Source organism: Alphaproteobacteria bacterium (assembly GCA_015231795.1).
Taxonomy (GTDB): Bacteria; Pseudomonadota; Alphaproteobacteria; order Rhodospirillales; family WMHbin7; genus WMHbin7.
The window spans coordinates 436,775-449,504 of the sequence record JADGAX010000002.1; the positions used below are offsets into that span (position 1 = coordinate 436,775).

The following is a 12,730-nucleotide window of genomic DNA, read 5'->3' on the forward strand; positions in this document are numbered from 1 at the left end:
TCATTGCTCCTTCGGGCGAACGCCCAGGATATGGCAGATGGCGAAAACCAAGTCGGCGCGGTTCAGTGTGTAGAAATGGAAATGTTCGACGCCTTCGCCAGCCAGGGCGCGGCATAGTTCGGCGGTGACGGTGGCGGCGACCAGCCTTCTGGTGTCGGGGTCGTCGTCCAGTCCCTTGAACAGATCGGCCATCCAGGCGGGCACGTTGGTGCCGCAGGCCGCCGAGAATTTCTGCACCTGGGCGAAATTGGTCACCGGCAGAATGCCGGGTACGATGGGCACTTGGATGCCCGCCTTGCGGGCGCGTTCCAGGAATCTCAGATAAGTCGATGTCTCGAAGAAATACTGGGTGATGGCGCGGGTCGCCCCGGCATCGATCTTGCGCTTCAGATTGTCGAGATCGGCCTCGGCGCTAGCCGCCTCGGGATGGGTTTCCGGATAGGCGGCAACACTGATTTCGAAATCGGCGATGCGCTTCAAACCCTTCACCAGATCGACGGCATAGGCGTAGCCGTCCGGGTGGGGTTGGTACTTGCCGCCGTCGGGCGGATCGCCCCGAAGCGCCACGATGTGGCGAACGCCCTCCTGCCAGTAAAGGCGCGCCACGTCGTCCACTTCGGCTTGGCTTGCGGCAACGCAAGTCAAATGCGCCGCCGGGGCCAGGCCCTTCTCGCGCTTCAAGCGCAGAACCGTGTCGTGGGTGCGTTCCCGCGTCGAGCCGCCGGCGCCATAGGTGACCGACACGAAACCCGGCTGCAAGGGGGCCAGACGCGCCACGCTCTCCCACAACTGTTCTTGCATCTTCTCGGTCTTGGGCGGGAAGAACTCGAACGAAACGGAAACTGAAAGCGGCAAGATGCGTTCGGAAACGGTCACGAATTGGGTCCTTTGTCGGTTGCTTCGGCGGGCTGCGGTTTGGCCGCCAGCCAGATGGTGACGGCAAGCGGGCGTCCAGGCAAGGTCCGGGTGTCGTAAGGGATCAGACCGGCTTCGCGCAAGGCCTCTTCCAACTCGGCGGCGGCGAATCCCAGGCGGCGGTGCTGATGCTCAAGGCGCAAGACCTCCAGATCGTGCGGGGCAAGGTCGATGACGGCCAGCCTTCCGCCGGGCGCTAGGATGCGCGCCGCTTCAGCCAGCAGCTGCTCGGGATGGGGGGCGAAATGCAGAACCTGATGAATCAGCGCCAGATCGAAACTGGTGCTTTTAAGGGGCAGGTGAGTCAGATCGGCATGTCTGAGATCGACGTTCCGGATGCCTCGCGCCTCGAGTTTCAGGCGCGCGACGTCCAACATCTCGCGCGAGCCGTCGATGCCTGCCGCCTGAACGACATGCGGCGCGAACAGTTCCAGCATGCGTCCCGTGCCGGTGCCGATATCGGCCAGACGCTTTGGCTGGTGCCCCAACAGCGCGTCCAACAGGGTGCGTTCGATCACCGCGTCATCGACATGCAGCGAGCGCAGCGCGTCCCAGCGTCTGGCATTGGCCGCAAAATAGGCGCTGGCCTTTTGCGCGCGGCGTTGGCGCAAGTCCTTAAGGCGCCCCCGGTCACTTGCCAATTCTGGATCCTGCTGGGGCAAAAGGGCCGCCAAGCGCTCGGCCAGGGGGCTGGAGGGGGTCAAGCGGTAGAAGACGGAAGCGCCGTCGCGATTGCGCACCAGCAAGCCCGATTCGGCCAGCAATTTCAGGTGGCGCGACACCCTTGGCTGGCTTTGCCCCAAGATCTCGACCAGTTCGCCGACCGACAAGGCCTCGCCTTCGCACAGCGACAACAGGCGCAGTCGAGTCGGGTCCGCCGCCGCCTTCAAGGCGGCTAGCAAGTCTGCAAGGCTGGCTGGTCCGGCAGAACGGCCTAATTTGTGGTCAGTCATTATGTACATATAAACATGTCTTTATGTAATGGGCAAGTCGAATCACTCAACGACTCGTAATCAAGGGCTTCTGGCTGTGGCACGATGGCAACAGTGATGCAGAGAGGCTTCAGACCCCCTAGGTGGTTCTGGAAAGCCGTTGCGGGTTATGCTAATCGAAACGCTAAGAATGCGGGACGTGGGTGTCTGATCCCTGTCTGAACGAGCAACGGAGTTTTAACGCCGTTGAGGGAAAGTCGTGTTATAGTCTGGCTTCAAGCGCTGCCGCGCGGATGGCCTCCAATGTGTCGATCGAAAGCAGGGGACCTATGAAGAGCAATAAAACGAAGACATTCGCCTCCAGCTCCGCCGTTTCACTCTTCGCGCTGGCTCTTCTGGCCGGTTGCGCCGCCGCCCCTGAGGCTGGCGACAAGGAAGCTCAGGCCGAGTGGAAGCAGATCAACGATCCCGCCGAGCCGACCAACCGCAACATTCATGGTTTCAACAAGGGCGTTGACGACAACGCTTTGAAGCCGATGGCCGAGGGATATCGCGAATATGTGCCGGGCAACTTCCGCACCAATATTCGCAACGTGCTGACCAATCTGGGCGAGCCGGTGACGGCGGTGAACGACCTGCTGCAGGGCGAATTCCTGCGCGCCGCTTCGGCAGTCGGCCGCTTCTGCGTGAACAGCACTTTCGGCTTCCTGGGCATGGGCGATGTCGCCGGCGGCGGCGGCATGGAGCATCACAGCGAAGACTTCGGCCAGACGTTGGCCGTTTGGGGCGTCGGCGAAGGGCCTTATATGGTCCTGCCGATCCTGGGACCCTCGAATCCGCGCGACGCCACGGGCTTCGTCGTTGATCGCTTCTTAGACCCAATCAGCTGGGTGATGCCGTCGATGCCGCTGGTCGCTTCGGTCGGCAAGGGCACGGTAGAGGCGGTCGACAAGCGCGAGAAATACATCGATCCTCTGAACGAGATTCAGCGCACGTCGCTTGATTACTACGCTTCTCTGCGCAGCCTTTATCGCCAGAAGCGGGCCGATGACATCCTCAACGGCAAGAAGGGTCCGATGATGCCTGCTCCCGGTCTTGCCTATGAAAGCAAGTCTGGCCAAGCTGGCAACTGAGGCCTCGATCCATCTCGGGGGAGAGTGGTGAGGGCAGACGGACGTCCGCGCTTTTGCGGGCGCGCCGTGCCCTGTAAATGAACCGGTCATGCAACTCGGGTGGAATTGACGCATCATGAACAAGCTTCTGCTTAACGCCTCGTTGGCTTTCGCCCTGGCGGCTTCCTGCTTTGTGGGCTTGCCCGCCAGCTCTTCGGAACTGGCCAATGGCGCGAAAACATTCGTCGCCCAACTGTCCGACCGCGCGGTCAATCAGATCGGCAAGGCGCAAGTCAGCGAGGAAGAGCGCGCCAACCGCGTGCGCGCCCTGATGCAAGACAGTTTCGACATTCCCTGGATCTCCCGTTTCGTGACCGGGCGCGTGGGCGCCGCCGCCACCGAGGCCGCCCGCAAGGAGTTCGAGCAGGTTTTTCTCGACTATCAGGTTTACACCTGGACCAAGCGCTTCAAGGATTATGGCGGCCAGACCCTGACGATCGGCAGCGCCATGCCGCCAGATGAGTCGGGCGAAGTCTCGGTGGACAGCCGACTGGTCGATCCGGCTGGCAAGCCGCCGGTGAATGTGACTTGGCGGGTGCGCCCCGAAGGCGGCAGCTACAAGGGCGTCGATATCGTCGTCGAAGGGGTGAGCATGCGGATCACCATGCAGTCCGATTACCGCTCTCTTTTGCAGCGGCAAGGCCTGCCCGGTCTGACCGCGGCGCTCAAGGAAAGGGTCGACGGCATCCGTTCCGGCAAGTTCGAAGTGCCGCCCCTGAAGGCCGGAACGGCAAAATAGCTTAAAAAAGCCGGGTTTTTCCCCGTTATCCACAACCCGCCCCCCTGGACGCCAGGGGAGTGGCGCTCTACACTCCGTCCCCCATCGGATAGAGGGATTTTGCGCGTGATCCGTCGATATCAGCTTGCATTCGCGGCGCTGCTGGCGCTTTTCGGTTTTCTGGGGGCGCCCGCCAGGGCCGCCAATCCCATGGATGAGATTGCGTTGGGCAAGCCCGACGCCAAGATCACCATCATCGAATATTTTTCGATGACCTGTTCGCATTGCGCCACTTTCGAAATCGAAACCCTGCCCGAGCTGCGCAAGGCCTGGATCGATACCGGCAAGGCGCGCTTCGTTTTCAGGGATTTCCCGCTTGATCAAGTGGCGCTGCTCGCGGCGCAGCTGGGCCGTTGTCTGGCGGCCGACAAGGGCGCTGAAACCTACGCACGCTTCGTCTCCCTTCTGATGAAGGGTCAGCAGAGCTGGGCAATCAGCAAGGATCCGATCCAGTCGCTGGGCGCTTCGGCGCGGCTGGCCGGGATGAGCAAGGAGAGGATCGAATCTTGCGTTCTAGACAAGAAGCTGGAAAACGACATTTTGCAAAGCCAGCTTGATGCTCAGAAGAAATACGGCATCAGATCGACCCCCAGCTTCGTCGTCAACGGCAAGCTCTATAGTGGCAGCATGACATTCGAGCAATTCGACAAAGTGCTTAAGGGGCAGTGATCGGATGATCCAGTTCGAGAGCATCCGGCTCACGGGCTTCAAGTCCTTTGTCGATCCGTCCGAGCTTGTGATCGAGCCGGGACTGACCGGCGTGGTCGGCCCCAACGGATGCGGCAAATCGAATTTGGTCGAGGCGTTGCGCTGGGCGATGGGCGAGACATCGGCCAAGCAGATGCGCGGCGCCGACATGGACGACGTGATTTTCGGCGGCACCCAGTCGCGACCGGCGCGCAACATCGCGGAAGTGCTGATCACGCTCGACAATCGCGCCCGCGTGGCGCCCGCCATGTTCAATGAGCATGACCGGCTGGAAGTCCTGCGCCGCATCGAGCGTGGCCAGGGGTCGCATTACAAGGTCAATGGGCGCGAAGTGCGCGCCCGCGACGTGGCGCTTTTGTTCGCCGACGCCGCCACAGGCGCCCGCTCGACGGCCATGGTCAGCCAGGGGCGCATCGGCGCCATCATCAACGCCAAGCCCGCCGACCGCCGCTCGCTTCTGGAAGAGGCGGCGGGCATTTCGGGCCTGCATACGCGCAGGCACGAAGCGGAAATCCGCTTAAAGGCCGCCGAAGCCAATCTGTCGCGCCTGGACGACGTGCTGGTCACTTTGGAAGCGCAGATGCAAAGCCTGTCCAAACAGGCCAAGCAAGCGTCGCGCTACCGCACCATCAACGACCAAATCCGCTCGGTGGAAGCCAGGCTCTTGCATCTGCGCTGGCAGCAGGCGATCGACTCGCTCGACGCCGCCGAGGCGGGCATGCGCGACATCGAGGTCGAGGTGGGCGCGCGCACCGGCGAGGCCGCCCAGGCCGCCACCCGTCAGGCCGAAGCCGCCGCCTCTCTGCCCCAGCTTCGTCAGACCGAGGCCGAGGCTTCGGCGCGTTTCCAGCGCCTGCTGGTGGCGGGCGAACAATTGGACGCCGAGGAAAAGCGCGTTGCCGAAGCCAGGGCGGAAATTTCAAGGCGACTGTTGCAGATTGCCGAAGACCGGGCGCGCGAAGAGGCCAGAACGCAAGACGCCGCCAGCGCGCTGGAGCGCTTGTCGGGCGAGCGGCAAAACCTGATTCAGGCAGGCGAGGGCGAGGAACAGGCCCAGGCCAAGGCCAAGGAGCAATTGTCCCAGGCGGCCCAGGTCGTGAACGCCACCGAGTCGGAATTGTCGCAACTGACCGAACGGGTCGCCGCCCAGGAAGCCAGACGCGCCGCCCTGGAACGCCGCAAGAGCGAAATCTCGGAACGTTTGGCCCGTCTGAAGGCCAGGGCCGAGGAATTGGGCCGCCAGATTGCCGCCTCGGAAGCTGAGGCGGCGCAAGATTCGGAAGTGATCGCCGCCGAAGCGCGCATTGCTGCGGCGGCAGGCGCGCTCGACGAGGCGCGTGGCCAGTTGGAAGGCAGCGAGAAGCTGCTGGAACAAACCAGCCAAGCGCGCAGTCAGGCCAGAACCCGCCTGCAGGACGAAGAAGCCCAGATGAGCCGCCTGAAGGCCGAGGCCGAGGGCTTGAAGGCTTTGCTGTCGGCGGGCAAGCGCGAAGGCACGCCCATCCTTGACGCCGTTTCCGTGGCGCCGGGCTATGAAGCTGCCCTGGGCGCCGCGCTGGGCGAGGATTTGGAAGCGCCCGCCGATGACAGCTCGCCCCATCGCTGGAGCCGCCTTGATCCTTACGCCGAACCGCAGCCCTTGCCTGTCGGCGTCCGGCCTTTGTCCGAACTGGTCAAAGCTCCGCCCGAATTGGCTAGGCGCCTAAGCCAGACCGGCCTGACCGAAAACGGCGCGCATCTGGCGGCTTCGCTCAAGCCCGGTCAACGCTTGGTCAGTGCCGAGGGGGCGCTTTGGCGCTGGGACGGTTTCGTGATCGCGGCGGGTGCGCCCAGCGCCGCCGCCACAAGGCTGCAAACGCGCAATCGTTTGGCCGAGGTGGATGGGCTGATGCAGTCCGCCCAGGCCGCGCTGGCCAGCGCGCAAAGCGAGGACAAAAGTGCTCAGGACGCGGCGCAGGCCGCCCAGGACGCGGCCCGGCTGGCTCGCGAGCGGGTGCGCCACGCCGAAGCCGAACAACAAAACGCGACCAGGGCGCAGGCCCAGTTGATGGAACGCGCCCAGGCCAGGGCCAGCAAGCTGGCTGGCCTGAAGGCGCAGGCAAGCCAGATCGAGGGCGATGTGGCCGAAGCCGAAAGCCAACTGGACGAGGCGACCAAGCAGGTGGCGGAATTGCCCGATCCCTCGACCGGACGCCAGGAAGCGGCCAGTCTGCGCGACCGTTTGGGGGCCGAGCGGTCCGCCTTGCTGGAAGCCAGGGCGGCGCATGACCGTTTGATGCGCGAAGCGGGCGAGCGTCAGCGCCGTCTGGAAAGCGTCAATCTGGACATCGAATCTTGGAAAAGCCGCGAGGCCGAGGCTTTGGGCCACCGTCAGGCCCTCGACGTTCGTCAGGCCGAAGCGGCTGGTGAGGAAGCTAGGCTGGCCGCGCTGCCCGGCGAGATTGCCGAAAAGCGCGAGCGTTTGCTGACCGAAAAGCAAACGGCGGAAACCGTCCGGCGCGAGGCGGCCGATGCGCTGACCGTGGCCGAGACGGCCTTGCGCGAAGCCGACAAGGCCCTGAAGACCGCCGAGTCGGAATTGGCCCGCGTGCGAGAAGAGCGCGTGCGCAAGGAAGCCGCCATCGAGCAAGGCAAGCAGACCTGCCGCACGGTGGCCGAGCGGATCGCCGAGCGTCTGGAATGCCGTCCCGAGCAGATTGCCGAAGTGGCCGACATCGCGCCCGACGAAAAACTGCCCGAACCCGACGAACTGGATCGCAAGCTGGAGCGACTGGTGCGCGAGCGCGACGGCATGGGGCCGGTCAATCTGCGCGCCGAAACCGAATCGGAAGAGCTGGGGCTGCAAATCAATTCGCTGAAGACCGAGCGCGAAGACCTGATCAACGCCATCGCAAGGCTGCGCCAGGGTATTTCGGAACTTAACCGTGAAGGGCGCGAGCGCCTGCTGGCCTCGTTCAAGGCGGTGGACCAGCATTTCCGCGAGCTGTTCGTGCGCCTGTTCGGCGGCGGGCGCGCCCATCTGACCCTGACCGAGGCCGAAGACCCGTTGGATTCGGGCCTGGAAATCATGGCCAGCCCGCCCGGCAAGAAGATGCAGGTGCTCAGCCTGCTTTCGGGCGGCGAGCAGGCCCTGACCGCTCTGGCCCTGTTGTTCGCCGTGTTCCTCACCAATCCCGCCCCCATCTGCGTGCTGGACGAAGTGGACGCCCCCTTGGACGACGCCAACGTGGACCGCTTTTGTTCGCTTTTGTCGCAGATCACCGAAAGCTCGAAGACGCGCTTCATGGTGGTCACCCATCACCGCATGACCATGGCCCGCATGGACCGCCTGTTCGGCGTCACCATGTCCGAAAGGGGCATCTCGCGACTGGTCTCGGTCGATCTTCGCACTGCCGAAAGACTGCGCGACGCGGTGTTGTAGAAGCCTTTCTACGTGGGCTTTTTGGCAAATAGTGCGGCGCAGCGAAAAGGGGTTTTGGCGCTTGACACCCAAAGGGGTAGGACGCTATTGTGCGACCCGCTTTCGGGGCGGCTTCGCGGCCCGAAAAGCGGCTTGCGTTTCTTGAGGGTGGCGGCCATGGGCGACGACGCTTCTTCCCCGACCCCAAAGGAAATCGAGGCCCGGCTGCGAAAGTTGCATGCCGAGGGCGGACAGCAAGGCGCTTCTTCGGACAAGAACGGCCCGGACCCATCGTCGATGACGGCGGGACTGGGGGTTGCGATGCGCATCGGCGTCGAATTGGTTTCGGCGCTGATGGTCGGAGTGGGGATCGGCTTCGGGCTTGATTACCTCTTCGATACCAAGCCCTGGTTGATGTTGGTGTTTTTCTTCGTAGGTTCCGCCGCCGGAATCATGAATGTCTGGCGGGTGGTTTCGGGGCAGGGCTTTACGGCCGGTTACCGGGATCAAACAGGGGGCGACGACAAGAAGGACAATGCGAAGCGCTAGCCGTCGGTTGGCGCGGTTGAGGACGAGAAGATAAGGATCGCAAACTGTGGCCAGTCCGCTGCATCAGTTCGAAGTGACGCCCTTGATCCCCATCCATATCGGGGGCGTCGATCTGTCCTTCACCAATTCCTCGGCCTTCATGGTGGCCGCCGTGGGCGCCGCCGCCTTGTTCTTCATTTACGGATCGAAGGGCCGCGCTCTGGTGCCGGGCCGCTGGCAGTCGCTGGCCGAGCTGACCTATGAATTCGTGGCCGGCATGGTGCGCGAGAATGTGGGGCAGGAAGGGCGCAAATATTTTCCCGCCGTGCTCTCGCTGTTCTGCTTCATCCTGTTTTGCAATTTGCTGGGCCTGCTGCCCTATTCCTTCACCGTAACCAGCCACATCGTCGTCACTTTCGCGCTGGCCTTCACCGCCTTCATCGGCGTGACGCTGGTCGGCATCATGCGCCATGGGCTGCATTTCTTCTCGCTGTTCGTGCCTTCGGGCGTGTCGCCGGTGTTGCTGCCGCTCTTGATCCCGATCGAGATCGTCTCGTACCTCTCGCGCCCGGTCAGCCTGTCGGTTCGTCTGTTCGCCAACATGATGGCGGGCCACACGATGATGAAGGTGTTCGCCAGCTTCATCCTGCCGCTGGGCGTGTTCGGCATCGCGCCTTTCGCCATTGACGTGGTGCTGACCGGCTTCGAGTTCGGCATCGCCATCATTCAGGCTTACATCTTTACCGTGCTTACCTGCCTTTATCTGCACGACGCCGTGCATCTGCACTGAAGGCTAAGAACATTTCTGCCCAACGTTAACTGTAAGGAACTTAGACGATGGAAGTTGCAGCCGCAAAATTGATTGGCGCCGGTTTGGCCGTGATTGGCCTGGGTGGCGTGGGTGCCGGTATCGGCCAGATCTTCGCGACCCTGGTCTCGTCGGTGGCCCGCAATCCGGCCGCCAAGCCGCAGGTTCAGGGCTTGGCCTTCATCGGCTTCGCGCTGGTGGAAGCGGTGGCTCTGTACGCGCTCGTGATCGCGTTCCTGATCCTGTACGCTTTTTAATTAGCTCCGTATCTTCCGGCCCGGACCGCCACATGCTGGCGGCTCCGGGCGGATTAGAGGACGTGCCATGCCTCAGCTGAATATCGCCATGTTTCCCACCCAGCTTTTCTGGCTGGCTGTCTGCTTCGTGGCGCTGTACCTGATGGTCAGCTACGTGATCGTGCCGCGCCTTGGCTCGGTGCTTGATGAACGCCAGCGCCGCATCGACGACAATCTCGAGCGGGCGACCGAATTGAAGGCCGAGGCCGAAACCGCCATCGCCGTCTATGAGAAGGCGCTGGCCGAGGCCAGATCGAAAGCCCAGGAAACCTTGCGCGAAAAGACGGCGGCCATGCAGGCCGAAGCCGAGACGCGTTCGCGTTCGTTAAGTGAAAAGCTGGCGGCTGAAATCAAGGCGGGCGAAGCTCGCGTGGCGGCAGCCAAGGAAGCGGCCATTCAGGGCGTGCGCGGATTGGCCGCCGAAGTGGCGGGCGATCTGGCTTCGCGCCTGACCGCTGGCGCGGTGGATGGGGCCAAGGCCTCGACCGCGGTCGATAGCGTGATGGGGAGCCGCTGATGTTCATTTCCCAAGCCTTTGCCGCCGACGCCGGGCACGCCGCCGCCGCTCCTTTCTGGCAGGCGCCCGAATTCTTCGTGATGCTGGCCTTCTTCGTGATGATCGGCTTGGCTCTAAAGCCGGTGTCGCGCGCCTTAGCTTCGGCGCTCGATCTTCGGGCCGAAAAGATCAAGGCCCGGCTCGACGACGCGCAGAAGCTGCGCGAAGACGCCCAGGAAATGCTGGCCCGCTATCAGCGCCGCCAAGCCCAGGCGCTGAAGGAAGCCGAGGAAATCGTCGCCCATGCGCAGGCCGAAGCCGAACGCTTGTCAAAGCAGGCGGCCAAGGATCTGGAAGAAACGCTCAAGCGGCGCGAGCAGCAAGCTATGGAGCGCATCGCCCAGGCCGAAGCCAAGGCGGTGAAGGAAGTGCGCGATATCGTGGTCGATATCGCCACGCAAGCCGCCGAGAAGGTGATCCGCGAACAATTGCCCGCCCAGGCCGCTTCGTCGCTGATCGACGCCGCCATCAAGGAAGTGGGCGTCAAGCTGAACTAGATTTAGGCGGCATTGAATTGCGAAAAGGCCGGGTGAATGCCCGGCCTTTTTTATAGCCTGCCCAGCCAGATCAGCACGGCGAAGAACAGCGCCAGCAGGGCGAAGGTGGCCAGGATGCGCCATTTCCCCGGCGGCTTCTTGCTCTCGAACGGGCAGTTGCAATTTGGTTCGTTCATCCGAAAATCGCCAGTCCGATCAGCCACAACAAAAACAGCAGACTGCCCGCCAAGGGCACCGCGGCCAGGCCAAGGCAGCCGCTAAGAGGGCCGGATTTGGCGCCGCTATTTGCCATCCAGCTCCCACACGGCGGGCGCTCGCCACAAGCGCGACTTCAACAGCATGCGTTCATACAGCATTTCCTTGGGCGCCCTGTCGAAGAAGCGGTCGAACAATTCTTCCTGGCTTTGCGCGTCGGCCACACCCGCCCCTTGATCGACCCGCATCAATTCTTGGAACTTGTCCTTTGGATAATCGAGGCCCGACCATTCCAGATCGTCATATTGGGGCACGAAGCCAAGGGGGCTTTCCACCGCCTTGGCACGGCCATGCACGCGCTCGACGATCCATTTCAGCACGCGCATATTCTCGCCGAAGCCCGGCCACATGAACTTGCCCCGCTCGTCCTTCCGAAACCAGTTGACGCGGAAAATCGGCGGCGGGTAATTCACCTTGCGGCCCATATCCAGCCAGTGATTGAAGTAATCGGCCATGTTGTAGCCGCAGAAGGGCAGCATGGCGAAAGGGTCGCGCCGGATGGCGGCCTGGCCGACGGCGGCGGCGGTGGCTTCCGATCCCATGGTCGCCCCCAGATAGACGCCATGCGTCCAGTTGAAGGCCTGCAGCACCAAAGGCGCGTTCTTGCTGAGGCGTCCGCCAACGATGAAGGCCGAGATCGGCACGCCCTGGGGATCATCCCAGCCGGGATCGGTCGAGGGACATTGCTGCAAGGGGGCAGTGAAGCGGGCATTGGGGTGGGCGGCCAGACGCCCGCAGTCGGGGGTCCAGTCCTGTCCCAGCCAATCGGTCAGATGGGCGGGCGGCTGGTCGGTCATGCCCTCCCACCACACGTCGCCGTCATCTGTCAGCGCCACATTGGTGAAGATGCTGTTGGCCGAGCAGGACGCCATGGCGTTGGGATTGGTGGCGGCACCGGTGCCCGGCGCCACGCCGAAAAATCCGGCCTCGGGATTGATGGCGTAGAAGCGTCCGTCGGCACCGGGCTTGATCCAGGCGATGTCGTCGCCGATGGTGTGAATCTTCCAGCCTTCGAATCCTTTAGGCGGCACCAGCATGGCGAAATTGGTCTTGCCGCAAGCCGAGGGAAAGGCGGCGGCGACATAGGTTTTCTCGCCCTGGGGCGATTCGACGCCCACGATCAGCATATGTTCGGCCAGCCAACCCTGGTCGCGGCCCATCGAACTGGCGATGCGCAGCGCGAAACATTTTTTGCCCAGCAAAGCGTTGCCGCCATAGCCCGAACCGTAAGACCAGATGGCGCGTTCTTCAGGGAAATGCGAGATGTAGATGCTGTCAGGATTGCAAGGCCAAGGCACGTCGGCTTGGCCCGCCGACAGCGGCATGCCCACCGAATGCAGGCAGGGCACGAAATCGCCGTCCTTGCCCAGCACGTTCAGCACCGCTTGGCCCATGCGGGTCATGATGCGCATGTTCACGCAGACATAGGGTGAATCGGTGATCTCGACGCCAATATGGGCGATGTCGGACCCCAGCGGCCCCATCGAGAAGGGCACCACATACATGGTGCGCCCTCGCATGCAGCCATCGTAAAGACCCGTCATCAGGGCCTTCATCTCCTTGGGGTCCATCCAATTGTTGGTGGGACCCGCATCGCCACGGTTGTGCGAACAGATGAAGGTGCGGTCTTCGACCCTGGCGACATCCTTGGGGTCGGAACGGACCAGATAGCTGTTGGGGCGCTTGGCGTCGTTCAGGCGGATCATGGCGCCCTGTTCGATCATCTGGGCGCAAAGCTGGTCATATTCGCCCTGACTGCCGTCACAGATATGGATCTTGTCGGGGCGGCACAGTCTGGCGGCCTCGTCGATCCAGGCCAGCAGCCTGGCATTCATCGTGGTTCCGCCCAGAAGGCCCGCTTCTCCCATGATCCTCGTCTCCCATG

Annotated in this window: 12 protein-coding genes; 9 read left to right on the forward strand and 3 right to left on the reverse strand. The window is 62.9% G+C overall.

All coding sequences use genetic code 11. From position 1 onward, the window contains the following. Together metF and HQL44_06315 are read right to left on the reverse strand one after the other, a co-directional pair. A complete protein-coding gene (gene metF, locus HQL44_06310; GenBank protein ID MBF0268186.1) occupies nucleotides 1-801 on the reverse strand; it encodes a methylenetetrahydrofolate reductase [NAD(P)H] in 801 nt (266 codons plus the stop codon). 71 nt (nucleotides 802-872) lie between these two features. Then, nucleotides 873-1,868, reverse strand: a complete 996-nt coding sequence (locus tag HQL44_06315) for a metalloregulator ArsR/SmtB family transcription factor (GenBank protein MBF0268187.1) — start codon at nucleotides 1,866-1,868, stop codon at nucleotides 873-875. Between the two features lie 308 nt (nucleotides 1,869-2,176). On the opposite strand from HQL44_06315, the gene HQL44_06320 reads away from it, so the two are divergent. The 9 genes from HQL44_06320 to HQL44_06360 all read left to right on the forward strand — a co-directional run bounded on the left by HQL44_06320 (nucleotide 2,177) and on the right by HQL44_06360 (nucleotide 10,590). Continuing rightward, nucleotides 2,177-2,980: a VacJ family lipoprotein gene (locus HQL44_06320; GenBank protein ID MBF0268188.1), complete on the forward strand. Its 804-nt coding sequence runs from the start codon at nucleotides 2,177-2,179 to the stop codon at nucleotides 2,978-2,980. A 115-nt stretch (nucleotides 2,981-3,095) separates the two neighbouring features. Further along, entirely contained in the window at nucleotides 3,096-3,758 is a 663-nt protein-coding gene (locus HQL44_06325) for an ABC transporter substrate-binding protein (GenBank protein ID MBF0268189.1), read from the forward strand. Nucleotides 3,759-3,863: 105 nt separating this feature from the next. Next, entirely contained in the window at nucleotides 3,864-4,466 is a 603-nt protein-coding gene (locus HQL44_06330; GenBank protein ID MBF0268190.1) for a DsbA family protein, read from the forward strand. 4 nt (nucleotides 4,467-4,470) lie between these two features. Beyond that, nucleotides 4,471-7,926, forward strand: coding sequence for a chromosome segregation protein SMC (gene smc, locus HQL44_06335; protein MBF0268191.1), 3,456 nt, complete (start codon nucleotides 4,471-4,473; stop codon nucleotides 7,924-7,926). A gap of 156 nt (nucleotides 7,927-8,082) precedes the next feature. Further along, a complete protein-coding gene (locus tag HQL44_06340) occupies nucleotides 8,083-8,454 on the forward strand; it encodes an AtpZ/AtpI family protein (protein ID MBF0268192.1) in 372 nt (123 codons plus the stop codon). Nucleotides 8,455-8,500: 46 nt separating this feature from the next. Continuing rightward, nucleotides 8,501-9,223 carry a F0F1 ATP synthase subunit A gene (locus tag HQL44_06345; GenBank protein MBF0268193.1) on the forward strand — a complete coding sequence of 241 codons (723 nt, stop codon included), beginning with the start codon at nucleotides 8,501-8,503 and terminating at the stop codon, nucleotides 9,221-9,223. A 47-nt stretch (nucleotides 9,224-9,270) separates the two neighbouring features. Then, complete coding sequence (atpE, locus tag HQL44_06350) at nucleotides 9,271-9,498, forward strand: ATP synthase F0 subunit C (protein ID MBF0268194.1); 228 nt, start codon at nucleotides 9,271-9,273, stop codon at nucleotides 9,496-9,498. 67 nt (nucleotides 9,499-9,565) lie between these two features. Next, entirely contained in the window at nucleotides 9,566-10,054 is a 489-nt protein-coding gene (locus HQL44_06355) for a F0F1 ATP synthase subunit B' (GenBank protein MBF0268195.1), read from the forward strand. Then, a complete protein-coding gene (locus tag HQL44_06360) occupies nucleotides 10,054-10,590 on the forward strand; it encodes a F0F1 ATP synthase subunit B (protein ID MBF0268196.1) in 537 nt (178 codons plus the stop codon). Before HQL44_06355 ends, HQL44_06360 begins: the two co-directional genes overlap by 1 nt. Nucleotides 10,591-10,871: 281 nt before the next feature. Here HQL44_06360 and HQL44_06365 read toward each other — a convergent pair whose 3' ends face one another. Beyond that, a complete protein-coding gene (locus HQL44_06365) occupies nucleotides 10,872-12,713 on the reverse strand; it encodes a phosphoenolpyruvate carboxykinase (GTP) (GenBank protein ID MBF0268197.1) in 1,842 nt (613 codons plus the stop codon). Between the last annotated feature and the right edge of the window lie 17 nt (nucleotides 12,714-12,730).

Excerpts from the sequence above, each read along its gene's own strand:
- metF (MBF0268186.1), bottom strand. The coding sequence starts at position 801 with ATGCAAGAACAGTTGTGGGAGAGCGTGGCGCGTCTGGCCCCCTTGCAG.
- HQL44_06315 (MBF0268187.1), bottom strand. The coding sequence starts at position 1,868 with ATGACTGACCACAAATTAGGCCGTTCTGCCGGACCAGCCAGCCTTGCA.
- HQL44_06365 (MBF0268197.1), bottom strand. The coding sequence starts at position 12,713 with ATGGGAGAAGCGGGCCTTCTGGGCGGAACCACGATGAATGCCAGGCTG.
- HQL44_06320 (MBF0268188.1), top strand. The coding sequence starts at position 2,177 with ATGAAGAGCAATAAAACGAAGACATTCGCCTCCAGCTCCGCCGTTTCA.
- HQL44_06360 (MBF0268196.1), top strand. The coding sequence starts at position 10,054 with ATGTTCATTTCCCAAGCCTTTGCCGCCGACGCCGGGCACGCCGCCGCC.
- smc (MBF0268191.1), top strand. The coding sequence starts at position 4,471 with ATGATCCAGTTCGAGAGCATCCGGCTCACGGGCTTCAAGTCCTTTGTC.
- HQL44_06325 (MBF0268189.1), top strand. The coding sequence starts at position 3,096 with ATGAACAAGCTTCTGCTTAACGCCTCGTTGGCTTTCGCCCTGGCGGCT.
- HQL44_06355 (MBF0268195.1), top strand. The coding sequence starts at position 9,566 with ATGCCTCAGCTGAATATCGCCATGTTTCCCACCCAGCTTTTCTGGCTG.
- HQL44_06340 (MBF0268192.1), top strand. The coding sequence starts at position 8,083 with ATGGGCGACGACGCTTCTTCCCCGACCCCAAAGGAAATCGAGGCCCGG.
- atpE (MBF0268194.1), top strand. The coding sequence starts at position 9,271 with ATGGAAGTTGCAGCCGCAAAATTGATTGGCGCCGGTTTGGCCGTGATT.